General features: G+C 70.3%; 24 protein-coding genes and 3 tRNA genes. 14 read left to right on the forward strand and 13 right to left on the reverse strand.

Annotated elements, in window-relative coordinates; translation table 11 throughout:
* The 3 genes from E1292_RS10215 to E1292_RS10225 all read left to right on the forward strand — a co-directional run.
* The coding region (locus tag E1292_RS10215) for an ACT domain-containing protein (protein ID WP_132594407.1) at positions 1–844 on the forward strand (844 nt) is incomplete at its 5' end.
* Between the two features lie 544 nt (positions 845–1,388).
* Complete coding sequence (locus tag E1292_RS10220) at positions 1,389–2,426, forward strand: 3-isopropylmalate dehydrogenase (RefSeq protein WP_132594409.1); 1,038 nt, start codon at positions 1,389–1,391, stop codon at positions 2,424–2,426.
* 209 nt (positions 2,427–2,635) lie between these two features.
* Entirely contained in the window at positions 2,636–3,733 is a 1,098-nt protein-coding gene (locus tag E1292_RS10225; RefSeq protein ID WP_132594411.1) for a branched-chain amino acid aminotransferase, read from the forward strand.
* A 33-nt stretch (positions 3,734–3,766) separates the two neighbouring features.
* Here the strand turns inward: E1292_RS10225 and E1292_RS10230 are convergent, their stop codons facing one another.
* Together E1292_RS10230 and E1292_RS10235 are read right to left on the reverse strand one after the other, a co-directional pair.
* A complete protein-coding gene (locus tag E1292_RS10230) occupies positions 3,767–4,306 on the reverse strand; it encodes a Uma2 family endonuclease (protein WP_132594413.1) in 540 nt (179 codons plus the stop codon).
* Between the two features lie 78 nt (positions 4,307–4,384).
* Positions 4,385–5,029 carry an O-methyltransferase gene (locus E1292_RS10235; protein ID WP_132594415.1) on the reverse strand — a complete coding sequence of 215 codons (645 nt, stop codon included), beginning with the start codon at positions 5,027–5,029 and terminating at the stop codon, positions 4,385–4,387.
* 56 nt (positions 5,030–5,085) lie between these two features.
* Here E1292_RS10235 and E1292_RS10240 point away from each other — a divergent pair, with 56 nt between their 5' ends.
* Complete coding sequence (locus E1292_RS10240; RefSeq protein WP_132594417.1) at positions 5,086–5,730, forward strand: DsbA family protein; 645 nt, start codon at positions 5,086–5,088, stop codon at positions 5,728–5,730.
* A 226-nt stretch (positions 5,731–5,956) separates the two neighbouring features.
* The gene (gene cimA / locus E1292_RS10245; RefSeq protein ID WP_132594419.1) at positions 5,957–7,534 is read left to right on the forward strand and encodes a citramalate synthase; all 1,578 of its coding nucleotides are present in this window, start codon (positions 5,957–5,959) and stop codon (positions 7,532–7,534) included.
* A gap of 75 nt (positions 7,535–7,609) precedes the next feature.
* Here cimA and E1292_RS10250 read toward each other — a convergent pair whose 3' ends face one another.
* Positions 7,610–9,262 (reverse strand): heparinase II/III family protein, encoded by a 1,653-nt coding sequence (locus E1292_RS10250; RefSeq protein ID WP_246090036.1) that lies wholly within the window; start codon positions 9,260–9,262, stop codon positions 7,610–7,612.
* Between the two features lie 152 nt (positions 9,263–9,414).
* Between E1292_RS10250 and E1292_RS10255 the strand changes: the two genes are divergently transcribed.
* Entirely contained in the window at positions 9,415–10,011 is a 597-nt protein-coding gene (locus E1292_RS10255) for an HD domain-containing protein (RefSeq protein WP_132594423.1), read from the forward strand.
* Positions 10,012–10,017: 6 nt separating this feature from the next.
* On the opposite strand, the gene E1292_RS10260 is transcribed toward E1292_RS10255, so the two are convergent.
* From E1292_RS10260 to E1292_RS10290, 7 genes are all read right to left on the reverse strand, one after another.
* The gene (locus tag E1292_RS10260; protein ID WP_132594425.1) at positions 10,018–10,359 is read right to left on the reverse strand and encodes an antibiotic biosynthesis monooxygenase family protein; all 342 of its coding nucleotides are present in this window, start codon (positions 10,357–10,359) and stop codon (positions 10,018–10,020) included.
* A gap of 16 nt (positions 10,360–10,375) precedes the next feature.
* Positions 10,376–10,951 carry a hypothetical protein gene (locus tag E1292_RS10265; protein WP_132594427.1) on the reverse strand — a complete coding sequence of 192 codons (576 nt, stop codon included), beginning with the start codon at positions 10,949–10,951 and terminating at the stop codon, positions 10,376–10,378.
* Positions 10,948–11,616: a DUF6286 domain-containing protein gene (locus tag E1292_RS10270; RefSeq protein ID WP_132594429.1), complete on the reverse strand. Its 669-nt coding sequence runs from the start codon at positions 11,614–11,616 to the stop codon at positions 10,948–10,950. Before E1292_RS10270 ends, E1292_RS10265 begins: the two co-directional genes overlap by 4 nt.
* Complete coding sequence (locus E1292_RS10275) at positions 11,613–12,128, reverse strand: Asp23/Gls24 family envelope stress response protein (protein WP_132594431.1); 516 nt, start codon at positions 12,126–12,128, stop codon at positions 11,613–11,615. The genes E1292_RS10270 and E1292_RS10275 overlap by 4 nt, the downstream gene beginning before the upstream one ends.
* Positions 12,125–12,313 carry a DUF2273 domain-containing protein gene (locus tag E1292_RS10280; protein ID WP_132334488.1) on the reverse strand — a complete coding sequence of 63 codons (189 nt, stop codon included), beginning with the start codon at positions 12,311–12,313 and terminating at the stop codon, positions 12,125–12,127. The genes E1292_RS10275 and E1292_RS10280 overlap by 4 nt, the downstream gene beginning before the upstream one ends.
* A complete protein-coding gene (locus E1292_RS10285; protein ID WP_181958210.1) occupies positions 12,310–12,573 on the reverse strand; it encodes a hypothetical protein in 264 nt (87 codons plus the stop codon). The genes E1292_RS10280 and E1292_RS10285 overlap by 4 nt, the downstream gene beginning before the upstream one ends.
* Positions 12,574–13,046: 473 nt before the next feature.
* Positions 13,047–13,532, reverse strand: coding sequence for an Asp23/Gls24 family envelope stress response protein (locus E1292_RS10290; protein WP_132594433.1), 486 nt, complete (start codon positions 13,530–13,532; stop codon positions 13,047–13,049).
* A gap of 174 nt (positions 13,533–13,706) precedes the next feature.
* Between E1292_RS10290 and E1292_RS10295 the strand changes: the two genes are divergently transcribed.
* Both E1292_RS10295 and gltX read left to right on the forward strand, forming a co-directional pair.
* Positions 13,707–14,483 carry a fumarylacetoacetate hydrolase family protein gene (locus E1292_RS10295; protein ID WP_132594435.1) on the forward strand — a complete coding sequence of 259 codons (777 nt, stop codon included), beginning with the start codon at positions 13,707–13,709 and terminating at the stop codon, positions 14,481–14,483.
* Positions 14,476–15,849, forward strand: coding sequence for a glutamate--tRNA ligase (gltX, locus tag E1292_RS10300; protein ID WP_132594437.1), 1,374 nt, complete (start codon positions 14,476–14,478; stop codon positions 15,847–15,849). Before E1292_RS10295 ends, gltX begins: the two co-directional genes overlap by 8 nt.
* A 263-nt stretch (positions 15,850–16,112) precedes the next feature.
* On the opposite strand, the gene E1292_RS10305 is transcribed toward gltX, so the two are convergent.
* On the reverse strand, positions 16,113–18,083 hold the full coding sequence (locus tag E1292_RS10305) for a M3 family metallopeptidase (RefSeq protein WP_132594439.1): 1,971 nt from the start codon (positions 18,081–18,083) through the stop codon (positions 16,113–16,115).
* A gap of 164 nt (positions 18,084–18,247) precedes the next feature.
* Here E1292_RS10305 and E1292_RS10310 point away from each other — a divergent pair.
* Positions 18,248–18,319 (forward strand) — tRNA-Gln (locus E1292_RS10310).
* A 34-nt stretch (positions 18,320–18,353) separates the two neighbouring features.
* Here the strand turns inward: E1292_RS10310 and E1292_RS10315 are convergent.
* Complete coding sequence (locus E1292_RS10315; RefSeq protein WP_220446755.1) at positions 18,354–19,292, reverse strand: alpha/beta hydrolase; 939 nt, start codon at positions 19,290–19,292, stop codon at positions 18,354–18,356.
* A 108-nt stretch (positions 19,293–19,400) separates the two neighbouring features.
* On the opposite strand from E1292_RS10315, the gene E1292_RS10320 reads away from it, so the two are divergent.
* From E1292_RS10320 to E1292_RS10340, 5 genes are all read left to right on the forward strand, one after another.
* The gene (locus E1292_RS10320; protein ID WP_132594441.1) at positions 19,401–20,591 is read left to right on the forward strand and encodes a sensor histidine kinase; all 1,191 of its coding nucleotides are present in this window, start codon (positions 19,401–19,403) and stop codon (positions 20,589–20,591) included.
* A gap of 63 nt (positions 20,592–20,654) precedes the next feature.
* Positions 20,655–21,269 carry a response regulator gene (locus E1292_RS10325; RefSeq protein WP_132594443.1) on the forward strand — a complete coding sequence of 205 codons (615 nt, stop codon included), beginning with the start codon at positions 20,655–20,657 and terminating at the stop codon, positions 21,267–21,269.
* 592 nt (positions 21,270–21,861) lie between these two features.
* Positions 21,862–22,443: a hypothetical protein gene (locus E1292_RS10330; RefSeq protein WP_132594445.1), complete on the forward strand. Its 582-nt coding sequence runs from the start codon at positions 21,862–21,864 to the stop codon at positions 22,441–22,443.
* Positions 22,444–22,522: 79 nt separating this feature from the next.
* Positions 22,523–22,598 (forward strand) — tRNA-Glu (locus tag E1292_RS10335).
* A gap of 18 nt (positions 22,599–22,616) precedes the next feature.
* A tRNA-Glu gene (locus E1292_RS10340) sits at positions 22,617–22,689 on the forward strand.
* Positions 22,690–23,266: 577 nt separating this feature from the next.
* Here the strand turns inward: E1292_RS10340 and E1292_RS10345 are convergent.
* Positions 23,267–24,976, reverse strand: a complete 1,710-nt coding sequence (locus E1292_RS10345) for a hypothetical protein (RefSeq protein WP_132594447.1) — start codon at positions 24,974–24,976, stop codon at positions 23,267–23,269.
* Between the last annotated feature and the right edge of the window lie 39 nt (positions 24,977–25,015).

A 25,015-nucleotide genomic window follows, 5' to 3' on the forward strand; every position in this document is an offset into this window, starting at 1 on the left:
GGTCGCGGGGGCGGGCCTCGACGTGTACGCCAAGGAGCCGTGCACCGACAGCCCGCTGTTCGAGCTCGACCAGGTCGTGGCCACGCCGCACCTGGGCGCCTCCACGCACGAGGCCCAGGAGAAGGCCGGCACCCAGGTCGCGCGGAGCGTGAAGCTGGCGCTGGCGGGCGAGTTCGTGCCCGACGCCGTCAACGTCCAGGGCGGCGTGGTGGCCGAGGACGTCAAGCCGGGCCTGCCGCTGGCCGAGAAGCTGGGCCGGGTGTTCACCGCGCTGGCCGGCGAGGTCGCCACCAAGCTCGACATCGAGGTGCGCGGCGAGATCGCCGCGCAGGACGTGCGGGTCATCGAGCTGGCCGCGCTGAAGGGCATATTCGCCGACGTGATCGAGGAGCAGGTCACGTACGTCAACGCGCCGCTGCTGGCCAAGGACCGCGGCATGAACGTCGAGCTGGTGACCAGCTCGGAGAGCCCCGACTGGCGCAACGTGGTGACCGTGCGGGGTGTGCTGGCCGATGGCCGCCACGTCTCGGTGTCGGGCACGCTCTCCGGCCCTCGCCAGATCACGAAGATCGTCGAGGTCAACGGCTACGAGATGGAGATCGAGCCGACGGCCCACCTGTCCTTCTTCACCTACACCGACCGTCCCGGCATCGTGGGCGTGGTCGGCCGCCTCCTCGGCGAGCACGGCATCAACATCGCCTCGATGCAGGTGGCCAGGTCGGTCAAGGGGGGCAAGGCGCTCATCGCGCTGACCGTCGACACCGCGATCCCGGCCGACGTGGTCGACCAGATCGTGGCCGAGATCGGCGCCGAGAGCGGCCGCTCGGTCGACCTGGAGGACTGACCCTCCCCGGTCCGTACGAGGCCGCCGTCCCGCCTGGGGCGGCGGCCTTTCGCGTCTCAGCATGCAAGATAGTAGGACGTCCAACGAGACGGCTGAGGTACTGTAGCGGAGATGCGCCAGGTGCTCGTACTTATTACCTGCCGCGGCGGGGCCTGTTAGGGCAGGTCGACGACTCGCCGCGGTGAGTGGCGCTGCGTCGGCCGTTAAGACCCTTCCTCCAGTCCGTGACCCCGGACCACGAGAGCAGACTCGCCCGGATTCGTGACCGGAGTCCGGCTTTCCATCGGAACGCATCCGCGAAATGAGATGAGTCACATGTACGAGATGTATGCCTGGAACCGTGCAGAAGAGCACGACGACGAGGCCGCCGAGGCCGTGCAGACCGCGCTGGACCGCAGGGACAACGGCGGTGCTCCGCAGGGTTCCGGCCACTAGCGCCGGATGTGGCCGGGGCGCGACCCGCGCGTGCCCCTGGCCGCCCGAAACGTCCGAAAGCTGAGATGATGTGTTCGTCAGACGAGACGAGCCGGTAAGGTAACCACCCATGGAGTCGCGTAACATCCGCTTGGCCGTCATCCCGGGTGACGGCATCGGCGCCGAGGTCGTGGCCGAAGGACTCAAGGTCCTGGAGGCCGTGGGCACCAAGATCGAGCCCACCCACTACGACCTGGGGGCAGCCCGCTATCACCGCACCGGCGAGACGCTGCCCGACGCGGTGCTCGAGGAGCTGCGCGGCTACGACGCGATCCTGCTCGGCGCGGTCGGCGACCCCAGCGTGCCGCCCGGCGTCCTCGAGCGCGACCTGCTGCTGCGGCTCCGCTTCGCGTTCGACCACTACGTCAACCTCCGCCCGGTCAAGCTGTTCCCGGGCGTGCCGACCCCGCTGGCCGGCTCGTCGGCCGACGACATCGACATGATCGTCGTCCGGGAGGGCACCGAAGGCCTCTACGCCGGCACCGGCGGCGTCATGCGGCGCGGCACGCCCCACGAGATCGCCACGCAGGAGTCGCTCAACACCGCCCACGGCGTCGAGCGCGTGGTGCGCTACGCGTTCGAGAAGGCGCGGTCACGGCCGCGCAAGAAGCTCACCCTGGTCCACAAGACCAACGTCCTCACCTACGCCGGCGACCTGTGGCAGCGCACGGTCGACCGCGTGGCCGGCGAATACCCCGACGTCGCCACCGACTACACCCACATCGACGCGGCCTCGATGTTCTTCGTGAGCCAGCCCGAGCGGTTCGACGTGGTCGTCACCGACAACCTGTTCGGCGACATCATCACCGACCTCGGCGCGGCCATCGCCGGCGGCATCGGCATGGCGGCCAGCGGCAACATCAACCCCGAGCGCACCGCGCCCAGCATGTTCGAGCCGGTGCACGGCAGCGCACCCGACATCGCCGGGCAGGGCAAGGCCGACCCGACCGCGACCATCCTGTCCGTCGCCATGCTCCTCGACCACCTCGGCCTGCGCGCGGAGGCGGCCAGGGTCGAGCAGGCGGTCGCCGCCGACATCGTCGAGCGGCGTCCCGGCCGCTCCACCCACGAGATCGGTGACGACATCACCGCGCGAGTATCCGGCTAGGACCGCCTAGCCCCGCGAGCGCCTGGCGATCCGACACGGACGCCAGGCGCTTTTTGGTGTGCCAACGGCCTGACCACCCCAACGGCCGCTTGCCATCCCATATAGCGAGACAATAGGAAGTACGGGCTGCCCTTTTCCGGGGCGGCGCTGCTCGACACCGCACCTCAGCGGCCCCCGTTCGTTGATTCGCAGAGAGAAGGACCGCCGTCATGACCATCGCTCAGAAGCTCAGCTTCGACGTGCAGCTATCCGACCACGCTCGCACCGCGGCCGAGCGGGAGCAGGTACTGGCGAACCCCGGTTTCGGGCAGACCTTCACCGACCACATGATCTCGATCGACTACACCGAGGGCGAGGGCTGGCACGACGCCCGGCTCATGCCGTACGGGCCGCTCTCCCTCGACCCGGCCACGTCGGTCTTCCACTACGCCCAGGAGTTGTTCGAGGGGCTCAAGGCCTACCGGCAGACCACGGGCTCGATCGTGACCTTCCGCCCGTACGCGAACGCGGGCCGCTTCAACCGCTCCGCGGCCCGCATGGCCATGCCCGGGCTGCCCGAGGAGACGTTCGTCGAATCGCTGGAGCTTCTCGTGCAGACCGACAGGGAGTGGGTGCCGACGACCGAGGGTCACAGCCTCTACCTGCGGCCCTTCATGATCGCCACGCAGGCTGGGCTCGGCGTCAACTACCCGTCCAAGTCCTACAAGTACATGGTGATCGCCTCTCCCGCGGCCTCCTACTTCACCGGCGGGCTCAAGCCCGTCTCGGTCTGGCTGTCGACCGAGTACACCCGCGCCGCCCCCGGGGGCACCGGCTTCGCCAAGTGCGGCGGCAACTACGCGGCGGCGTTCGTGGCGCAGCGGCAGGCGGTGGAGAACGGCTGCGACCAGGTGGTGTGGCTGGACGCCCACGAGCACCGGTACGTCGAGGAGATGGGCGGGATGAACCTCTTCTTCGTCTTCGGCGACAAGCTCGTCACCCCCGCGCTGACCGGCACCCTGCTGCCCGGCATCACCCGGGACTCGATCCTGCAACTGGCCGGCGACCTCGGCCTGGAGACCGAGGAGCGGCTCATCTCGGTCGAGGAGTGGCAGGCGGGCTGCGAGTCGGGCGAGCTCACGGAGGTGTTCGCGTGCGGGACGGCGGCCGTGGTGACGCCGGTCGGCACCGTCAAGGGCGCCGACCGTTCCTGGACGGTGGCCGACGGCGCCCCCGGGCCGGTCACCATGCGGGTGCGCGACGAACTGGTCGGCATCCAGTACGGCTCCCGTCCCGACTCCCACCACTGGGTGCACAAGATCGTCTAGCCGGGTGATCCCCCGGGAGCGGCGCTCCCGGGGTCACATCAGCCGCGCCGTGTCGACGGCGAGCCCCCACGGATCGGGCAGCGGCAGCGGCTCGCCCGCGGCCACCACGACCTCCGTGGCGTAGGACCCGCCGGAGGGGTCGCAGAAGAGCTTGACCGACCGCTGGAACGGGTCGATCACCAGGTAGAGCGGCACCCCGGCGGGGGCGTAGCCGCACGGCTTGACGTAATAGTCGTCGTAGCCGCTGCCGGCCGAGACGACGTCGGCCAGCAGCAACGTCGCGTCGCCGTGCACGGCGTGCTCCTCGTGCATCCTCGGAGAGGCCGGCACCACGGTCAGGTCGGGGACGTACCGGTCGGCGTGTTCGCCGAGATAGACGGTGATGTTGGGCCAGATCTCCCAGCCCCGCCCGGCCGCCGTGCCGACCAGCTGCAGCAGCAGCCGGAAGAGGATCGTGTTGTGCTGCCAGGTGCCGGACTCGTTCACCACGATGCGGCCCTTGACCGTCTCCACCCGATATTCGGGAAACAAGTCGCGGGCCGTACGGAAACGCTCTTCGAGTGGCCTGACCATGCCGCCGTCCTCTTGTAGTCACGAGATCACCAAGCGTAGGGCCTGGCGCCCCCGCGGGGCGGCGATTCCGTGGTACGGCTATCTCTTTCTGATCATGGTCATCCCGTCCGCGACGGGCAGCATGTACACCGTCACCCGCGGATCCCTGATCACCAGGTCGTTGAACCGGCGGATGTCCACGGTCGTGGCCTCGTCGCGCGCGGGATCGGCGACGTGCCCCCGGCGCAGCGTGTTGTCCACGACCAGCAGCCCGCCGGGCCGCATGCGGCTGATGAGCAGCTCGTAGTAGCCGGGGTAGTTCTCCTTGTCGGCGTCGAGGAAGGCCAGGTCGATCGTCTCGTCGAACGCGGCGAGCGTCTCCAGGGCGGGTCCGAGGGTGAGCGTCACCCGGTCGGCGACGCCGGCCTCCTGCCAGTAGCGGCGCGCCATGGACGTCCACTCCTCGCTCACGTCGAAGCAGTGCAGCCGCCCGCCGGACAACCCGCGGGCGATGCACACGGACGAGTAGCCGGTGAACGTCCCCACCTCCACGGCCACCTCGGGCGCCATGATCTGGGTGATCATAGTGAGGAAGCCGCCCTGGTCGGGTGAGATCTGCTTGACCGCGTTCTCTCCGGTCGCCTCTGCCGACTCCTTCTCCAGCCTCTCCAGCAGGGGATCGGGCGGCGTGCTGTGCTCGGATACGTAGCGCGCGATGACAGGGTCAAGGAGGTATGCCTTCATGCCGCCATTGTTTCTGTTTCCGGTAGGGTCTGCGCGATCAACGAGATGAGAGTGGCATGGTGAAGCGGTTGGTGGCGGTGGCGGTCGCGTGCGCGGTGATCGCCGTTATCGGGGTGCTGGCGTTCGCGGAGCCGGGCGCGTCGTCCGGTGAGGTGCGGCTGACCCGGCAGGTGGACGGGTCCATGGTCCTGGCGGACCGGTCGAGCCAGGCTCCCGTGCTGGACCTGTACGAGGACTTCGACTGCCCCGTGTGCAAGCAGATGCACGACACCGTGGACGACACGCTGCAACGCCTGGCGAAGGAGGGCAAGGTCAAGATCGTCTTCCATCCGGTGACGATCTTCAGACACGAGCCCATGCGCTCCAACTCCATCCGCGCCGCCGCGGCCGCCCGCTGCGTTCCCGAGGACAACTGGCTGGCCTTCAGGGACCAGCTGTACGCCATGCAGCCCGCGCCGCACGGCGTGGCCTCGGGGTTCACCGTCGAGGAACTCGCCGGGGCGGCCAGGAAGGCGGGGGCGGCGGTGGACGAGTGCGTCAGGTCGCAGTCGTACGCGAAGGAACACCTTGAGCAGACGGCGAAGGTGCGCATCGAAGGCACGCCCACCGTGCTGCTCGACGGGCGGATGCTCGGCAACGAGGTGTTCGACGCGGCGGCGCTCGAACGCGCCATCACCGGTGGCGACGGCGTCGTCGTGTGACGCCCCGCACGACACGGATGTCCACTCGGTGAGACCCGCGTGCCAGATGGTGAATGCGTATGGCAGACTGGTGAGCATCATGTTCTACGGTCTGCTCATTATCGGCAGGCGCGCTGGCTGACAAAGGACACCGCCAGCGCGCAGACCTCTCACGTCCGTGAGGGGTCTTTTTGTTTTCCGAAAAGACCACACCCAGCGCGAGCCTTCCGGAGAGAAGAGAACACCCATGGCCGACGACCGCTTCCACGTGTACGACACGACGCTGCGTGACGGCGCGCAACAGGAGGGGCTCAACCTCACCGTCGCCGACAAGATCGCCATCGCGCGGCATCTGGACGGCCTGGGCGTGGGTTTCATCGAAGGGGGCTGGCCGGGCGCCAATCCCAAGGACACAGAGTTCTTCAGGCAGGCTCGAACAGAGCTCGACCTGAAACACGCGCAACTAGCCGCGTTCGGCGCGACCCGCCGGGCCGGTGTGAAGGCAGCCGACGACCCCTTGGTGGCCGCTTTGCGCGAATCCGCCGCGCCGGTCGTGACCCTTGTCGCCAAGAGCCACGACCGGCACGTGGAGCTGGCCCTCCGCACGACTCTCCAGGAGAACCTCGCGATGATCCGCGACACGGTCTCTCACCTTCGTGCGGAGGGACAGCGAGTCTTCCTCGACGCCGAGCACTTCTTCGACGGCTACAAGTCCAACCCAGCCTACGCGCTGGAGGTCCTCAGGACCGCCGCCGAGGCCGGGGCCGACGTCATCGCCCTGTGTGACACCAACGGCGGCATGCTCCCCGACGAGCTCGCCGAGATCGTCCAGGAGGCCGTCCAGACCAGCGCCCGCGTCGGCATCCACTGCCACGACGACACGGGCTGCGCCGTCGCCAACACCCTGGCCGCGGTCAAGGCCGGCGCCACCCACGTGCAGGGCTGCGCCAACGGCTACGGCGAGCGCTCCGGCAACGCCAACCTCTTCACCGTCGTGGCCAACCTCCAGCTCAAACGCGGCTTCGACCTGGTGCCGCGGGAGGCGCTGGCCGACATGACCCGCATCGCCCACGCGATCACCGAGGTCACCAACGTCACGCCCAACTCCCACGCCCCCTACGTCGGCATGTCCGCCTTCGCCCACAAGGCCGGCCTGCACGCCAGCGCCATCAAGGTCGACCCCAACCTCTACCAGCACATCGACCCCGCCGCCGTCGGCAACGACATGCGCATGCTCGTCTCCGACATGGCGGGCCGGGCCTCGGTCGAGCTCAAGGGCAGGGAGCTGGGCTACGAGCTGACCCCCGACACCACCAAGACCCTCGTCGAGCGGGTCAAGGACCTCGAGTCCCGGGGCTTCACGTTCGAGGCCGCCGACGCGTCGTTCGAGCTGCTGCTGCGCGACACCCTGCACGGCTCCCGCAGGCGGCACTTCGAGGTCGAGTCCTGGCGCGTCATCGTCGAGCGCACGAAGGGCGGCGAGCTGGTCAGCGAGGCCACCGTCAAGCTGCACGCCAAGGGCGAGCGCATCGTCGCCACCGGCGAGGGCAACGGCCCCGTCAACGCCCTCGACAAGGCGGTGCGCCTGGGCCTGGAGCAGCTCTACCCCGAGCTGGCGAAGCTGGAGCTGGTCGACTACAAGGTCCGCATCCTCGAAGGCACCCACGGCACCGACGCCATCACGCGGGTCCTCATCACCTCCAGCGACGAGACCTCCGAATGGGCCACGGTCGGGGTGGCGGAGAACATCATCGACGCCTCGTGGCAGGCTCTGGAGCAGGCGGTGACGTACGGCCTGCTCCGCGCGGGCAGGGAGGTATCCTGACGGCTTGACGGCTTGACGGCTTGACGGCTTGACGGCTTGACCGGCGCAGGGGGCACGGGCCCCCTGCGCCCGTCGCTAGAGCAGGCCGGAGGGGAACGACACGCCCTCGACCGTGACCTTCCCGCCGGAACACGACACCTTCGGCGAGTCGGTGCCCGGCACGATCACCGTCAGCAACGACCTGGCCGACGGCGACACCACGACGTTCGTGCGCTTCTTCGACAGGTACGTCGGCGACGCCCATCCCAGCTTGCCGCCGCGCTCCACCTTCTGCCCGCCGACCCGGTCGCACGACGACAGCTGCAGCAGCGTGACCTTGAAGTTCCCGTCGCCCAGCACCACCTTGCCGCCGCCCTTCGAGACCAGCTTCAGCGACGGGTCGAAACGCCACACGTTCCTGACCTTCTTGCCGCCGGAGGCGGTGTCCAGCACCGCCATCAGGTCGTCGCCGTGGTTCACCAGCACCGACCTGGTACGGCTCGCGCCGTACGCCTTGTCCGTCAGCCTGAACGCCTGCCGGTCCTTGCCGTAGGACGTCTTGACCAGCTTGCTCGGCGTGCGGGGCCGGAACTTGCCGCCCACCACCGTGGGCACGTTGTGCGCCTCGGGGGAGAGCGTCCAGTAGCGGTAGGCGCTCTTCTCGTACGAGTGGAACCCGCCGTCCACCAGGATGTCGCGCCCCTCCGCGTAGTACGTCACGCCCAGGTGGTCCTCGTGGCCGTGGTACTTCATGCCGGGCCCGAACCGGATCGAGTAGTACGCCGAATCCGGCTCGCCCCAGGCCGTGCGCCCGAAGACGTAACCGGCGCGGTAGGTCCTGACCTCCTGCTTCGGCGTCCCCGCGTCCATCTTCGGCTCGGTGTCGGCGCTGCCGTCGCCGATGGGCACCATGTACCCGTTGGGCATGGTCGAGTGGGCGATGAAGTCCTTCAGCGCCTCGGCCCGCTTGGTGATCTCGCCGGGCACCTTCCGCTTGCACGCCTTCATGCCGGCCGTCGCGACCTGGAGCCGGCCGTACACGTAGACCGCGTAGCGCGGGGCCTGCTCCATGAGCGCGCCCTGGCTGTCGACGTCCAGCTTCACGGTGCCGGTCAGCCGGCGGGAGGCCAGGTTCGCCCAGTCCGTGCGGCCGTATCTGCAGCCGATCCCCAGCAGCGCGATGTCCTGGTCGATGCCGTGGTTGTGGCCCTTCTTGTACAGCCGGGGGTCCGACAGGAGCTTGGCGTGGTCGGCCAGGCTGTCCTTCAGCCAGCCGGCGTCGACGTGCCGGCTCAGGCAGAGCAGCGGCTGCGTGCGCAGCGAGACCGGGTGGTCCTTCCACACGTACGGCTTCGTGCCGCGCGCCCCTCGCTTGTTCTTCGTCACCCAGTCCTTGGTGATCTCGGTGGCACGATCCAGGTAGCGTTGCTCGCCGGTGTTCTCGTACTCGACGACCAGCGTGCCCATCCAGCGCAGCGACTGGAACACGTACTCCCACGAGCGGTTCTTGTACGGGCTGGCCGACCAGTTGATCTTCTTGCCGAGCTTGTACGCCGGCAACCCGACCAGCGAGATCTCACCTTTCATGACGTCGGTGGCCGTGGGCGTGCCGGGCAGCCAGTCGCCCTGGCACTCCGCGGTGCGGGCCACCCTGTCGGCCTGGGCGCCGCCCTGATCGCGGGCCTGAGCGGGGCCGGCCAACCCGCCGAGGGTGAGCGTGAGGGCAAGAGGTAACGCAAACCGGCGCACGCCAGTTCCTTCCGGGACAGAACAATGAGGGCGGCACATGCTTTCGCTCCCGCGATCACCGGGTCAAGCCGAGTGTCCGATTCGTTAGCCGCTCGATGTGGCGCCGGTGCCCCGGCTGGCGGAGCCCGTGCGGGGGAAGAGATGCTGGTGCCGTGAGATTCGACGACCTGGTGCTCCCCGACACGCCCGCCTGCCGCGGCGCGCTCGAAGTGGCCACGCGCTACCACACGCCCTCGCTGCTCAACCACTCGATCCGCGCCTACCTGTTCGCCGCCGCTCACGGGCAGGCGCACTCCATCGCCTTCGACGCCGAGTTGCTGTACGTGGCGGCCATGCTGCACGACATCGGCCTGGTCGCCGAGTACGACAGCCACACGGTGCCGTACGAGGAGGCGGGCGGGCACGTGGCCTGGGCCTTCTGCGCCGGCGCCGGCTGGTCGCCGGAGCGCAGGGAACGCGCCGCCGAAGTGATCATCCGGCACATGTGGGCCGAGGTGCCGGTGGAGGACGACCCGGAGGGCCACCTGCTGGAGCTCTCGACCGGCATGGACATCTCGGGCCGGCACACCGACGAGATCCCCGAAGGAGTGCGCGCCGAGGTGCTGGCGCGCCATCCGCGGCTGGAGATCGCCAAGGAGTTCAGCGCGTGCATCGCCGACCAGGGCGCGCGCAAGCCGTCGAGCTTCGCCGGCGGGTTCGTCCGCGACGGCATCGTCGACCGCATCGCGCGCAACCCGCTCGACGCGTGAGAGCGCTCAGCCCTTCGGGCCGGCGCTCTCCGCCACCTCGAACGACCACACCTCCGAGCCGGTCGCCGCGGGGCCCTGACCGTGACCGTGCCCCTGTCCCTGCGCCTGCGCGGCCTGGGCGTGCCCGCGCTGGAACGCCTGGCCCTGCTGCCAGTTCTGGAAGTCCTCCTCGCTGCGCCAGCGGGTGTAGACGAGATAGCGCTCGGTGCCCTCCACCGGCCTGAGCAACTCGAACCACTCGAACCCGTCGGCCGACTCCACCATCCCGGCCCGCTTCGAGAACCGTTGTTCCAGCTCCGTACGCATGTCGGCGGGCACGGTCAGCACGTTGATCTTCACGACGGACACCAGAGAACCCCTCTCGTCAGCGCACCACCCGGTGCGGCGAAGGTGAGGGCTCCAGGCTAACGCGGGCGATCGCCGGCACCTGATCCCGCTCCAGCGCGTCGCGTACGTGCCGCAGCACCACCGTGGACAGGTGCCCGCTGAGCTCGTGCAGCGGGGCCGACTCGTCGGCGACCACGCGCAGCCGTACGGAGGGGCTGCCGCGCGCGTTCACGAGGTCGGCGTGGGCGCTCAGCACAGAAGGGCCCGACACGACGTCGTCAGCCACCGCCTGCGCCATGCCACCGGGCGACACCTCGGTCACCCCGGTCGGCCCCGACTCGACGCGCAGCGGGCCGCGCGGCTCCGCGCGCGCCTGCGCGAGCAGCCACCACAACGCCAGCAGCGCGACGGCGAGCGCCACGACCGCGACGACCCACCAGCTCCACGGGCTGGTACGCGCGAAGAACCCGCGCACGCCGCCGTCCACGACCGGAGTGCCCGCCGTGCCGAACGCGCCCAGGCCGCGGGCCAGCGCGAGGCCGCCCAGCACCGTCAGCACCAGCCCGACCAGCGCCAGCCCCCACCGGTTGACCCGGCCCATCTTCCCGCTCACCTGGGCTCCTTGACGTTGACGACCACCCGGTACGGCTCCACGGGCTCCAGCGCCGCGAGCCGGGTCAGCACGGCGCCGCGCACCTCCTCGCCGAAGCGTTCCCTGTCCCACCCGGACGTGGCCGCCGTGACGACGACCGTGTGCCCGCGCATCCTGGCCCGCGCCGCGTGCACGCCGGGCACCTCCTCAGCCGCGTGGGCGAGGGCTTTGGTGACGGTCCTGGTCCGCAGGCCGATGATCAGGCCGGGATCGCCGCTGCGCGCGGGCACCATGCTGGGCCGCCCCGGCACCAGCGCGACCGCCAGCAGGGCCAGCCCGAGCAGCGTCACCACGGCCGAGGAGAGCAGGAACAGCGGACTCGACCACAACGTCGCGGACGCCCACGAGAGCATCCCGTCGTAGGGCACCAGGCGCAGCGGCCGGCCGACGAGCCCCGAGATCGTCTCGGCGGCGACGAGCAGGCCGAGAAGCGTGAGCAGGACGCTCACCACGATGGCGGGGACCCTGCGCCGCGGCCGGAACGCCCGCACGGCCGCCCTGTCGGCGGCCCTGCCGGCCCCCCGGTCGGCTGTCTTGCCCGCTGTCCGGCCCCGCCGCGGCGGCTCGGCCCGGTGCGCGCCTCCCTCGTCGTCGGGAGGTACGGTGCACATCTCCTGCGTGGTCATCGCGGTTCACCGTCCAGGTCGGTCACGATCACGTCGAGGCGGCTGACCTCCAGGCCGGTCTGGACGGCGACGCGGCGGCTCACGTGCTCCCGCAGCCGGGCGGCCACGACGCGCAGCGGCGCCGGGTAGGCGACACTCACGTGCAGGCGGATGCCGGCCCGGCCGCGCCGCACCTCGGCGCTCGACGAACGCCCCCAAGGCGCGGCCTTCCCACCCGCCGAACCACCCCAAGTCGCGCCCTTCCCGCCACGCCTCCATGGAGCGGCCTTCCCGCCCGGCTGACGACCCCGTCCGGGCGCCGCACCGGCGCCCGGGGAGCGGCCCCAGGGCGCCGTCCTGCAGTGCACCTCGCGCACTTCCGCAACCTCCGCGGCCGCGAGACACGCGATCTTGAGCACCACCTGGTCGGCGACCTCGGTGCGGCCCCGCCCCTCCGGCGGCGGCTGCGGAGGGCGGCGCTGCGCCGGCACCGTCACGGTGGCCGTGCTCTCCGCCGGCGTGACGTCGGTCATCTCCGCCTCGTGGACAGGCTCGACAGGTTCACCTCGCCGGTCTCGACGACCCGGCCGACGACGAAGCCGGCCGCGCCGAGCACGAGGACGAGCAGGAACGCGGTCAGCCCGCCGAACGCCGCCGTCAGGCCGAGGATGATGCCGACGGCCAGGCCGATCAGCGTCGGCCAGTGGGCGTTGTTCATGGTTCCTCCACGATGTCGTCGATACGCACGTTCACCCGGCGGCCGTCGGCCAGATCCGTCACGGCCTGCCGTACCTCGTCGGCGGTCTCCGGCAGCGGGCGGTCCATCCTGGCGACGATGGCGATCTCCACCTCACGGTCGTTGACCGACACGCCCAGGAGCCGCTCGCCCGGCATGTACGTGGCCACCGTCCCGAACGGTCCCCCGGACAGCCTGATCACCCCCGAACAGGCCCGCACCCGCTGAGCGATCACCCGCACCTCGCCGACGCCATCTCGAACTCCCTCACCGGACCCGCCACCGCCCGGCCCAGTACGAGCCGACCCGGCACCGGCCGATTCAGCCCCGCCCGACCCGGCACCGGCCGACCCGGCACCGGCGGACCCCGCACCGGCCGACCCGGGATCGGTAGACCCCGCACCGGTCGACCCAGAACCGCCCAACCCAGGACCTGACGACCCGGCACCGGCTGATCCAGGACCGGTCGGCCCTGTACCGGCTGGCCCTCCACCGGCGCCCTTGCCGGGATCGGGGCCGGGTGCGGTGGCGGGGCCAGGGTTGAATTTCGTGCCGGGTTGTTCCGGGTCCTGGTCCCGGCCACCGGGTGCCCGGTGCCGGGCACCCGAACCGGCTGCGGCGGCGGGGCCAGGGGCCGGCTCCGTGTCCGGTTCCTCCGGTCGGCCGGGTCTCGGGCCGTCGTCGGGGCCGCGCGCGGGGCCGTCCTCCGGAGTGGTCATTGGACCCTGGGTTCCTGCTCCGCGTCCCGCTGGTCGCCGGTGTCCCGGTCCCTGCCCCGCTCCTGGCCGGGCAGGTGGACGTCGTCGACGCGGATGTTGACCTCGGTCACCTCCAGCCCGCACATCCGCTCGATCGCCGCGATCACGTTGCGCCGCACGGCTGCGGCCAGGTCCGGGATCGCGGTGCCGTACTCGGCGACCAGGTCCAGGTCCACCGCGGCCTGCCGTTCGCCGACCTCGACCGACACGCCCTGGGACACGCTGGCGTCACCGCCGACGATCCCCTTCATGCTGCCGAACGCCCGCGCCGCGCCCGCGCCCATGGCGTGCACGCCGGAGACCTCGCGCGCCGCGAGTCCGGCGATCTTGGCGACCACCCCGTCGTCGATGCTCGTGGTGCCCTTGTCGGTGACCAATGAGGTGGCCGAGCCGCCCTCATGAGTCCGCGCCCGTGGTACGGCACCCGTTCCTGTGTTTGACATCGTGTCCATCTGTCGCCCCCGATGTGTCGCTATTAGGGGCAGCTAACCCACAGCACACGACCGATGCCTGCCAAAACGGACTTTTGGCTTATTTAACGGCGAATCGTGGCCTGTGCCTGGTGGCGGACGGCCGAGATGGGCGGACTCCATCGGCTGCGGCGATAGCCTTGTCGGGTGCGTATTGCGAGGTTCTCCACAGGCGAAGGCGTGTCGTTCGGCGTGGTCGAAGGCGGTCCGGGCGAGGAGTTCGTCTCCATGGTCGCCGGCCACCCGTTCGGCCAGGTGCAGTTCACCGGCGAGAGGTTCCCGCTGTCCCAGGTGAAGCTGCTGTCCCCGATGCTGCCGAGCAAGGTGGTCGCCATCGGCAGAAACTACGCCGAGCACGCGGCTGAGCTGGGCAACCAGGTGCCCGATGAGCCGCTCATCTTCATGAAGCCGTCCACCTCCGTGATCGGCCACGGCGAGGACATCGCCTACCCGACGACGCTGTCCGACCGCGTCGACTACGAAGGCGAGCTGGCCGTGGTGATCGGCCGGCTCTGCCGCGAGGTGCCGGTCGAGCGGGTCAAGGACGTCATCTTCGGCTACACGTGCGCCAACGACGTCACCGCCCGTGACCTGCAGAAGAAGGACGTGCAGTTCACCAGGGCCAAGGGCTTCGACACGTTCTGCCCGCTCGGGCCGTGGATCCAGACCGACCTCGACGCGGCCGATCTCGCGCTGACGACCACGGTCAACGGCGAGATCCGGCAGAGCGGGCGCACCAGCCAGCTCATCCACGACATCCCCGCGCTGGTGGCCTACGTCAGCGCGGTCATGACACTCATCCCCGGCGACGTCATCCTGACCGGCACCCCGGCCGGCGTCGGCCCGCTCGAGATCGGCGACGAGGTCAGCGTCGGCATCGAAGGCATCGGCACACTCACGAACAAGGTGGTCTCCCGTGACTGACGTACGGGTGCGGTTCGCCCCTTCCCCTACCGGCATGTTCCATGTGGGCAGCGCCCGCGCCGCGCTGTTCAACTGGGCGGTCGCCGAACGCGCCCAGGGGCGGTTCATCCTGCGCATCGAGGACACCGACGCCTCCCGCAACCGGCCCGAGTGGACCGAGGGCATCATCGCGGCGCTCGACTGGATCGGCATCAACGGCACCAACCCGGTGTTCGAGGGCCCCTACTTCCAGTCGGCCAACGAGCCGCAGCACCGCGAGGCGGTGGCCAAGCTGCTGGCCGACGGCAAGGCCTACTACTGCGACTGCACCCGCGAGCAGGTGCAGGAGCGCACCGGCTCGAAAGACAAGGGCTATGACGGCCACTGCCGCGAGCGCGGGCTCTCCGCCGGCGCGGTCCGCTTCCGCACCCCCGACGAGGGCGTCACGGTGGTCGACGACCTCGTCAGGGGCAGGGTCGAGTTCCCCAACAAGGCCCAGGAAGACTTCGTGATCGCGCGCAGCGACGGTTCGCCTCTCTACGTGCTGGCCAACGCCGTCGACGACATCACGCAGTCCATCACCCACGTCGCCCGCGGCGAGGAGCACCTGCCCAACGCGGCCCGGCAGGAGCTGCTGTGGCCCGCGCTCGGCGCGACGCCGCCGGTCTGGGCGCACCTGCCGGTCATCGTCAACGAGCAGCGGAAGAAGCTCTCCAAGCGCCGCGACAAGGTGGCCCTGGAGGACTACCGCCAGGAGGGCTACCTCGCCGAGGCCATGGTCAACTACCTCATGCTGCTCGGCTGGGGCCCGGGAGACGACCGCGAGATCATGCCGTGGTCGGAGATGGTGCAGCTGTTCAAACTGGAGGACGTCAACCCGTCCAACGCGTTCTTCGACGAGAAGAAGCTGCGGGCGTTCAACGGCGAATACATCCGGGCGCTGCCGCTGGAGATCTTCGAGGAGCGCTGCGAGCCCTTCCTCGACCCGTCGTGGGACCGCGAGCTGTTCAGCAAGGTCGCCGCGCTGGCGCAGACCCGCATCGCGGTGCTGTCGGAGATCCGGCAGAACGTCGACTTCCTCTTCCTCGGAGAGCCGGTCTTCGACCAGGCGTCCTGGGACAAAGCGATGAAGAACTCCCCGCTGGAGATCCTCACCGGCTACCTCGACCGCCTTGAGTCGGTGAGCTGGGACCCTGAGTCGCTGAAGCAGGCGCTGGAGGAGGTGGGCGCGGCCCAGGGGCTCAAGCTGGGCAAGGCCCAGGCCCCTGTGCGCGTGGCGATCACGGGCCGGACGGTGGGCCTGCCGCTGTTCGAGTCGATCGAGGTGCTCGGCCGCGCGCGCAGCCAGGAGCGCCTGCGCGCCGCGCTGGCGCGCCTGCGGGGCTGACGGCGGCCGCACCTTGGTGACGCCGGGCCACGCGCTGAGGCGAGGGGCAGCTGTACGGCGAAGCTCGCCGGTGAGGCGGCGAGCAGCCGGCTGCCCCGTGCGCCCGAGCGGATCGAGGAGCTGAAGCAGCGGCGACAGCCCCCGACACCGCCGCGCGGCCCAGGGCGCGCTCACGGAGCCGGCCGCCTCACGGAGCCGGAACGTGGGGCGCCTAGGGGCGCGCAGCGGGCCGCCGGGACGGTCAGGCCCACTGCGCGCCGCGGCTAGACGAGCCCGCGGCGGGCGAGCAGCGGCTGGATGCTCGGCTCGCGGCCGCGGAAGTTGCGGAACGCGGTCAGCGGGTCGATGCTCCCGCCCCTGGAGAGCAGCTCACGGCGGAAGTGGTCGCCGTTCGCCCTGGTGAGCCCGCCGTTGTCCTTGAACCACTCCACGCTCTCCGCGTCGAGCACCTCGCTCCAGATGTAGGAGTAGTAGCCGGCGCTGTAGCCGCCGGTGAAGATGTGCGCGAAGTAGTTCGTACGGTAACGCGGCCTGATCAGCGGCATGGCGACCTGAGCGGCCTCCAGGGCGGCGGCCTCGAACGCCTCGGGGTCGTCGACCGTCTGTCCCTGCGACAGCCTGTGCCAGGCCCAGTCGAGCAGCGTGGCGGCCAGATATTCGACGGTCTTGAAGCCCTGGTTGAACTTCTCCGCCGCCGTCAGCTTCTGCACCAGCTCCGCCGGCATGGGCTCGCCCGTCTCGTGATGCTTGGCGTAGTTGGCGAGGACCTCGGGCCAGGTCACCCACATCTCGTTGACCTGCGACGGATATTCCACGAAGTCGCGGGGCACGCTGGTGCCGGACACGCGCGGGTAGCGCACGTGGGAGAACAGCCCGTGCAGCGCGTGGCCGAACTCGTGGAAGGCCGTGTTGACCTCCTCGTACGTCAGCAGCGTCGGTCCCGAGGAGGGCTTGGTGACGTTGAGGTTGTTCATCACCACGGGCAGCTGCCCGAACAGGAACGACTGGTCGACCAGGTTGTTCATCCACGCGCCGCCGCGCTTGCCCGCCCTGGCGTACGGGTCGAGCACGAACAGCCCCAGCCCGCTCCCGTCCTCGTCGAACACCTCGAAGACGGTCACGTCGGGGTGGTAGCCGCTCAGGTCGGGCCGCTCGGTGAAGGTAATCCCGTACAGCTTGCCGGCGGCGAAGAAGATGCCGTCGCGATAGACCCGGCTGAGCTCGAAGTAGGGCCGCATCGCGGCGCCGTCGAAGTCGTAGCGGGCCTGTCGGACCTTCTCCGAGTAGTACGACCAGTCCCACGGCTCGATCGCGAACCCGGCCTGCTCGGCCAGCGCCTCCGCCTCCTTGTACGCGTTGCGCACGGCCGGGCCGACGAGCTGGCCGAGCATCTCCTCGACCGCCTCGACGGTCTTGGCGGTCTGGTCGGCCACCGTGTAGGAGGCGTGGTCGGGGAAGCCGAGCAGCGCCGCCCGCTCGGCGCGCAGCGCCGCCATTTTGGCGGCCAGGTCGAAGTTGGCCGGCGCCCGGCCCACGCTCAGGTCGTACAGCCTGCGGCGTACGTCACGGTTGGTGAGCTGGGCGAGGCCCGGCTGGCTGGTGTAGTTCAGCAGCGGCAGGGCGTACGTGCCGTCGTCCTTGCGCAGCGACTCGATCCTGGCCTCGTCGAGGCCGTCGAGCTCCTTGCGGTCCGTCACCACCAGCGCCGACTCGGTCGACGCCTTCAGCAGGCTCTGCGCGAACTCCGTGGAGAGCTTCGACAGCTCCTCGTTGAGCTCGCGCAGCCGGTCCTGCTCGGTCTCCGACAGGTCGGCGCCGGCCCTGATGAAGTCGTCGCGGTATTTCTCCAGCAGCCAGGACTCCTCCGGGTCGTCCGTGGCCACCTGCTTCATGCGCGCCCACAACGCCCGGTTGAGCCGGATCGCGTCGCTGTGCCTGGTCAGCTGGGGGGAGATCTGCTTCTCGATCTCCATGATGCCGTCGGTGGAGTTGGAGGAGGCAATGCTGGAGAAGCTCGTGGCCGTACGATCGAGGATCCGCCCCGACCGTTCGAGTGCGGCGATCGTGTTGTCGAAGGTCGGCGGCTCTGGGTTGTCTGCGATCGCGCCGACCTCGGCCAGCTGCTCGGCCATGCCGCGCTCGAAGGCGGGCACGTAGTGCTCCTCGCGGATGTCCGCGAACGGCGGCAGCTGGTAGGGCAGATCACTAGGGGCGAAGAACGGATTCTCGGCCAACGCTCGGGCTCCTCCACGTGGTGTTTTGTCCCCTTCAGCTTGGCATGACCGGGCCGGTGCCGCAGGCGGCGGAGGGCGGGTTGGCCGTTCGTTTTGGTCTTACCCCTCTGGCTGGGCTATTCTTTCGGACATCGCCGAAGCGGGCCTGAGAGGGTTCGCCGCGGTGGGGTATGGTGTAATTGGCAGCACGACTGATTCTGGTTCAGTTAGTCTAGGTTCGAGTCCTGGTACCCCAGCATTTGACGGACGCCTCCCGGTGAGGCGTCCTTTTTATTTCGCCAGCCGGTGCAGAATTTCGCTGATCTGCTGATACGCCTTGGCGGTCGGCGCGTGCGAGGTGTTCACCGTGAAGACCTTGAACCTGTTCTTCGGCGTCGCGGCGTCCGCCTCCCGGATCATCCGGTCCTGCAGGGCGATCGGGATCACCCGGTCACGCGAGTGCCTGATGTAGACACGGGGCACCCGCCCCCACTTGTCCTTGTGCCCCCGGCTGTCGGCGTTCGGCACCTGCAAGGACTCGTCGGGCAGCAACGAGTTCAGCATCGCGAGAAACTCGCCGTCGCTCGCCTCGGCCATGAACGCCGCCTTGACGCCGTCCAGGAACTTCTTGTCGTTCGAGCGCCAGTTGACGCGGATCGCCTTGATCACCCGGGGGTCGGCGATCACGCCCGGCACGATGTTGCCCGACAGGCTCGGCTTGCCCTCGGGCGTCTCCAGATACTCGGCCGGCGACTTCAGGTCGGTGCAGCAGTAGGCCGTGTCGTAGACGAGCCGGTCGATCAGGTCGGGCACCTCGTCGGCGGCCTTCGTGATCGCCGCGCCGCCCAGGCTGCCGCCGACCAGGATCACCGGCCCGTGCCGGGAGACCCTGCGCACGGTGTTCACCGTCGCCTCGACGTAGTCGTCCAGCGTCACGCCCGCCACCGGCGACGGCATCGTGGCCAGCTTGTTCAGGTCCTGCGGCGTCTGGTAGGCGCGGGTGAACTGCTCGGCGGGGCCGTGGCCGGGCAGGTTCACGCCCACGGAACGGTGGCCGCGCATCGTCAGCTCGGCATCGGCCGCGGCCGTGCCGTTCGCGCCGGTCACGAAGACGAACGTGGTCACCTCCTTATGCTTGGGCGCGACCGTGGCGCCGGCCGTTGCGGTGGCGGCGCTCGCACCCGCGACCGCGGCGTACTGGATCATCTTTCGTCTGCTCGGATTGCTCATGAGGCGATGCTCCCTGAGCGCGCCGGGCCCGCACATCGCCCGCCGGGCTCGACGTGCGGCCGATGCCCGGCATCCACCGATCGGTTGATGTCGTGCCAGGCTTGACCCATGAGCCGGCTCGACGGGCGTGAGCGCTGGGTCTATCTGGCGCTCGCCTACGCACTGCTCGCGGTCTCCGCGATCGCCGCCGCTGTCATGGGCGGCGACGGCCCCGCCTCGGCGCGGTGGCCGGGCTGGCCCGTGCTCGTGCCGGTGACCGCGGTGTGGCTGGCGCCGATCGCCTGGCTCCATTCGCGCCGCGACACGCACCGCGCGCTCGTCGTGGGCTACTTCCTGATGCTCATCGCCCTCGCCGGGGCGCTGGCCGCCGAGCACGCCGCCTTCACGGTCTTCGCCTCGGTCGGCTACCCGCTCGCCATCGGGATGCTGCCCGCCCGGCTGGTCATGCTGGGCGTGACGGTGACCGCCGTGGTCAGCCTGGCCGCCCAGGCGAGCCCGGGCGCCCGTGCCTCCCTGCTCGGCGTGATCGCCGCCATGGCGCTGCCGCTGGCCCTGGCGGGCTGGTACGTCTCCGCCGAGCACGACAAACGCCGCCGCCTGGTCGAGCGGCTGCGCGCCGCCATGGAGGAGAACGCCGACCTGAACGCCCGCCTGCTCGACCAGGCCAGGAGCGCCGGCGTGCTGGACGAGCGGCACCGCATGGCCGGCGAGATCCACGACACGGTCGCCCAGGACCTCGTCGCGCTGATCGGCCAGCTCCACGCCGCCGCCCGCGTCTCCGACGGCCCGGCCCGCCGCCACCTCGACCAGGCCGCCGAGCTGGCCCGCCGCAGCCTGTCCGAGGCCCGCAGGTCCGTACGCGCGCTTCGCCCCCAGGCGCTGGAGGACTCCCGGCTGCCCGAAGCCGTCGACCGCATGGCCCGATCCTGGTCCGAGTCGTCGGGCGTCGGCCTCGCCCTGGAGATCACCGGCACCCCGGTCGCGCTGGCCGCCGACGTGGAGGCGGCGCTGTTCCGCGTCGCCCAGGAGGCGCTGGCCAACGTCGCCAAGCACGCAAACGCCACCAGAACGGCCCTCACGCTCTCGTACACCGACGAATCCGTGCTTCTCGACATCAGGGACGATGGAGCCGGCTTCGACCCGCAGACGCCCGCTGACGGGTTCGGACTCGACGGCATGCGTCAGCGGGTGCGCGGCGTGGGCGGCACGCTGGCGATCGAGTCCGAGCCTGGCCGGGGCACGGCCGTCGCCGTGTCCGTGCCCGCCATCCCGCCGGCGGGGCACGATGATCCACGTTGACGGCGCCGGCGGGGCAGGATGATCCACGTTGACGGCGGACGACCACCTCACGAGGGGAACGCGATGCGGCTGAGGCTGCTCATAGCCGACGACCATCCGATCGTGCGCGACGGCCTGCGCGCGGCCCTCGGCGGCGAGCCCGACATGGAGGTCGTCGGAGAGGCGGCCGACGGGGAACAGGCCGTGCGCCTGGCCGCCGAGCTCCGGCCGGACGTCGTCCTCATGGACCTGCGCATGCCCGGCATGGACGGCGTCAGCGCCATCCGCGAGCTCGCCGGCACCGGGCCGCGGGTGCTGGTGCTCACCACGTTCGACACCGACGTCCTGCCCGCCCTTGAAGCCGGAGCCAGCGGCTACCTGCTGAAGGACGCCTCGCCCGACGAACTGGCCCGAGCCGTCCGCGCCACCCACGAGGGCGAGACCGTGCTCGCGCCCTCCGTGGCCGGGCGTCTGGCCAGCGACCTGCGCAGGCCCACCCGGGGCAGGCTGAGCAAGCGCGAACTCGAGGTGCTGCGCCTGGTGGCCGGGGGAGCCACGAACAAGGAGGCGGCGGCCGACCTGTTCATCAGCGAGGCCAGCGTCAAGACACACCTGCTGCACGTCTACGCCAAGCTCGACGTCCGCGACCGCGCCTCCGCCGTCGCCGAGGCCTACCGCCGCGGCCTGCTCAACGGCTGACGGATCCGCCGTTGTGATCGCGATGCGGCGTACCGGCGGGTGACCGGCCAGGGCCGGTGGTGATGCAGGCGACGCCCGACGGGCCAGCGCGCGGTTCTGTGGTGTGTGCTTCGGTGGGTGGGAATCAGCTGGTGTCAGTGGTGATGTGGTCCGGTGGGTGGTGATCAGTCGGGTTGGCGGCGGGTGGTCCGGTGGGTGGTGACCAGCCCGGGGTTGGTGGCGGTGTGCTCCGGTGGGTGGTGACCAGCCCGGGGTTGGTAGTGACGTGGTGCGACGGTTGACGGATCAGCGCGCGGTTCGGTGGGTGGTGTGGTGTGGTGCGGGCCAGCCGGATTGGTAGTGATGCGGTGCGACGGTTACGGACCAGCGTGCGGTGGCGAGGGCCGGCCTGTGTGGTGAAGCGTGCAGCGGTTGACGGGCCAGCGTGCGGTTTGTGGTGGTGTGGTGCCACATGGGGGATCAGCCCGGTTTGGCGTTGATGTAGTGCGATGGTGGAGATCGGGCTGAGCCGTTGGTGATATCGGTGCAGCGGTTGAGGGGGCGATGAGGGACCAATAAGGCACCAAGCCGGTGCGGTAAAGTCGCCCGGCTTATGGAGGAATTTCGGATTCGCGCAGGCAGTTTCCCCCGCTTCGTCGTCCCGTTCGTCGCGCCCCTCGTGCTCTTCTTCGCCGTCATCCTGCTGCTCGGCGCCATCTTCACCGGCAGCACCCTGCTGGGCATCGCCATCGGCGCGCTCGGCACAGGCGCGCTGTTCGCCGTCCTCGCCGCCAAACACCGCCGCATGAGCTCGGGCACCGTCGTCCGCTTCACGGCGGAAGGCGTCGAACTGACCGACTCGCTCGGCTTCCGCGTGCACCTTCGCTGGCCCGACATCACCAGGATCGACGTCGTCGACACCCAGCTCGCCAACCCGCGGAGCGTCGGCCGGCCGGGTGGGGTGCGGGTGCGCGCCCAGGCGCTGCGTTCGGTGGGACTCATCGGCTGGGGCGAGCGCACGGTCCCGCCCCGGCTCCCCGGCTGGATGCGCGACCGGCTGGCCCGCGTCCCCGTTGACCCGGCGACGGGCCGTCCGGAGGTGACGGTCCCGCTCGGCGAGTTCGACGCGCAGTGGCAGCGCGGCCGGATGGGCGACTGGGTCCGCCACTACAGGCCCGATCTGATGGGCCGCTAAGTGGTTTGGTTGTGGTCTCCGGGGTGCGGTAGAGTTACCCGCGTTGCCGGGGAAGCCCGGCACATCAGCTTGTGGACAGGGTCCCGTCGTCTAGTGGCCCAGGACGCCGCCCTCTCAAGGCGGTAGCGCCGGTTCGAATCCGGTCGGGACTACCACTGTCACAAGTCAGCGAAGGTCCCGTCGTCTAGTGGCCCAGGACGCCGCCCTCTCAAGGCGGTAGCGCCGGTTCGAATCCGGTCGGGACTACGTCTGCATCACCGCTCCGGCGCGATTCCGCTCCGGAGTTTTCTTTTTCCGCCAGTTCTCGCCCCCGGGGTTTTCCTCCGGTCGCCGGTTTTCACGCGATCGGCCCACAGCGCGCACGTCACGGCGCCCGACCCCGCGAACCGCAGGAGCGTTCCCCTGGACAGGGGCCGGCTCTGTGCGGCGGGTGGGGCCGGTCGCCGTCAGCGTAAAGGCTGGGAGGAGCTAGCGACGTGCGGCGCCGCCTGATCGCCCGGCCAGGTGCGCTTCGGGAGATGATGTGCGGTGCTGTGCCGGAAGCGATCGCCCAACCACGTGTGCCGCATCGAAGTGAAGGCCCACCGCGGACGCTCGGGGCCTGCTGCGGACGGGAAGGGCTCGCCGGACGGAGAGAACGCGTGCCGCGGACGGGGAGGGCCCGCTGGACGGGTGTCGCGGACGGGAAGGGCCCGCCGCGGATGCCGAGGGCCTGCCGCGGACGGGTAGAGGGCTTGCTGACGTAAGGCGCGCCCGGGTGGGGGCGCGCCCGGGTGGGGAGGCCCTCACCGTGGATGGTGAGGGCCTTCGGCGGGCGGACGGATCACAAGGAGCGGGCCTTGAAGAGCGCGCGCCGGGCGGCCTTGGCCACCTGCTTGTCGGGATGCACCTGCGAGATCAGATCCAGCAGTTCCTCCACGTGCGCGTGCGGGATCTTCCAGATCACCTCCAGCAGGTTGCCGACCATGTCGGGGCCGATGTCCTGCAGGCTGCTCACGAACTCCGACCGGCCGAGCCCGGCCGAGATGGTCCACATGTCGAGGATCAGCCAGTGCGTGTCGTCCTGCGTCGGCTCGGGCGCCCCCTCGACCTCCAGCTGGCTGAGGTGGGTGGCCGCGTAGGGGCGCAGCGTGGGCTGCTTGAGCGCCTCCCGCCAGGCCGGGATGGCGGCCTCGCCCAGGGTGCCGACCACGCTGGCCGCCTGCACCCTGATCAGCGCGTCGCTCTCGTCCTCGCCCGCCGCCTCCAGCAGCTCCTCGGCGGCCTTTCCTGGCTCGCGCAGCCGCATCCAGGCGGCGAACTCGGCGTCGGCCTCGTCCTCGGGCAGCTCGGCGCTGAGCGCCAGCAGTTCGTGGGCGCTCATGGACTCGATCGCCGGTCTGGCGTCGACCTCGATGTCGGCGTCGTCGACCAGGTGGACGACGCCCTCGGTGCCGAGCGGTGTCAGCCTGAGGGTCTTGCCGTCGACTTCGACCATGCCGTAGCCGATCAGCCAGTCGATCGCGGGCGCCAGCGGGTCGCCCGCCGCCTCCCACGCGTCCGATCCGAGCTCGTCGAGGTCGGCGGCGGCCTCGGCCAGCTCCTGGCTCAGCTCGTCGAGGTCACGTGAGCCGCCGGCCAGCAGGAGCCTGACCAGCACGCCGCGGGTCAGGCCCGCCAGTGCCATCGTGAGGTCGTCGTCGTCGAGCTCGGGGTCGCCGTAGTCGACCGAGTGCAGCCCGAGCATCCAGGCGTCGAGCACGTCCTCGTCGTCGTCGAACGGCCACTCCGACGTGTCGTCCTGGACCGCCACCGTGTTGGCGTCGCCCGGCTCGAGGAACTCCAGGTCGACGGCCAGGTTCCAGATGTTCCACAGGTAGGGGACGGCCTCGGCGACCGGGCCTTCGGTCTCCGGCCTGGGCAGCCCGACGGCCGCCAGCGCCTCCTCCACTTCGGCGTCGCTGAGCAGGGTGTCCTCGCCCACGCGGCGCCCCGAGCCCACCCACACGGCCAGGTCACGGGCCTTGGCGATGAGCGGCGCCTCGCGGGCGGCCGCGGCCAGCTCGGAGTCGGGCCGCAGCCTGATCGTGTCGAGCTCGGCCAGCTCGTCGGCGAACAACTCGAAGTCGCCGAGATCGCCGGTCTCCTCCTCGTCCTCCTCGCCCTCGGCGTCGTCGATCAGCTCCTCCATCAGGTCGACGAACTCGTCTTCGACGTCGTCGAGCTCGGCCTGCAGATCGGCGAGGGAGTCGGAGCCCTCGGTGAGCCTGCCGGTCTGCGAGAGGAAGGTGAGGTACGCGTCCACGGCCGGGAGCATCCCGTCGGCGGCGGCGTCGGGATCCTCCACGACCTTGGGCATGCGGTCGAGCAGCAGGTTACGCAGGTCGGCACGCTTCCACGTGCCGAGGTCCTGCGAGAAGGCGAGACGGTGCCAGAGTGCGGCAGGCCCCACGAGCTCGGGGTCGCTTCCGGGCGCGTTCGCACGCGCCCACATGATGAACTCTTCGAGCAGGGGTCGCAGCTCAGTGGCGGCTACCTCGATGCGATCTGTCACGCACTCAGGCTAGTGCGCCCGCGAGGCTGTCGGCCCCAG

Origin of the sequence: Nonomuraea deserti (assembly GCF_004348685.1) — a bacterium.
Taxonomy (GTDB): domain Bacteria; phylum Actinomycetota; class Actinomycetes; order Streptosporangiales; family Streptosporangiaceae; genus Nonomuraea; species Nonomuraea deserti.

Excerpts from the sequence above, each read along its gene's own strand:
- E1292_RS10220 (WP_132594409.1), top strand. The coding sequence starts at position 1,389 with ATGGAGTCGCGTAACATCCGCTTGGCCGTCATCCCGGGTGACGGCATC.
- E1292_RS10330 (WP_132594445.1), top strand. The coding sequence starts at position 21,862 with ATGGAGGAATTTCGGATTCGCGCAGGCAGTTTCCCCCGCTTCGTCGTC.
- E1292_RS10320 (WP_132594441.1), top strand. The coding sequence starts at position 19,401 with ATGAGCCGGCTCGACGGGCGTGAGCGCTGGGTCTATCTGGCGCTCGCC.
- E1292_RS10275 (WP_132594431.1), bottom strand. The coding sequence starts at position 12,128 with ATGACCGACGTCACGCCGGCGGAGAGCACGGCCACCGTGACGGTGCCG.
- E1292_RS10325 (WP_132594443.1), top strand. The coding sequence starts at position 20,655 with ATGCGGCTGAGGCTGCTCATAGCCGACGACCATCCGATCGTGCGCGAC.
- E1292_RS10235 (WP_132594415.1), bottom strand. The coding sequence starts at position 5,029 with ATGAAGGCATACCTCCTTGACCCTGTCATCGCGCGCTACGTATCCGAG.
- E1292_RS10240 (WP_132594417.1), top strand. The coding sequence starts at position 5,086 with ATGGTGAAGCGGTTGGTGGCGGTGGCGGTCGCGTGCGCGGTGATCGCC.
- E1292_RS10225 (WP_132594411.1), top strand. The coding sequence starts at position 2,636 with ATGACCATCGCTCAGAAGCTCAGCTTCGACGTGCAGCTATCCGACCAC.
- E1292_RS10290 (WP_132594433.1), bottom strand. The coding sequence starts at position 13,532 with ATGTCAAACACAGGAACGGGTGCCGTACCACGGGCGCGGACTCATGAG.
- E1292_RS10315 (WP_220446755.1), bottom strand. The coding sequence starts at position 19,292 with ATGAGCAATCCGAGCAGACGAAAGATGATCCAGTACGCCGCGGTCGCG.
- E1292_RS10280 (WP_132334488.1), bottom strand. The coding sequence starts at position 12,313 with ATGAACAACGCCCACTGGCCGACGCTGATCGGCCTGGCCGTCGGCATC.
- E1292_RS10270 (WP_132594429.1), bottom strand. The coding sequence starts at position 11,616 with ATGACCACGCAGGAGATGTGCACCGTACCTCCCGACGACGAGGGAGGC.
- cimA (WP_132594419.1), top strand. The coding sequence starts at position 5,957 with ATGGCCGACGACCGCTTCCACGTGTACGACACGACGCTGCGTGACGGC.
- E1292_RS10230 (WP_132594413.1), bottom strand. The coding sequence starts at position 4,306 with ATGGTCAGGCCACTCGAAGAGCGTTTCCGTACGGCCCGCGACTTGTTT.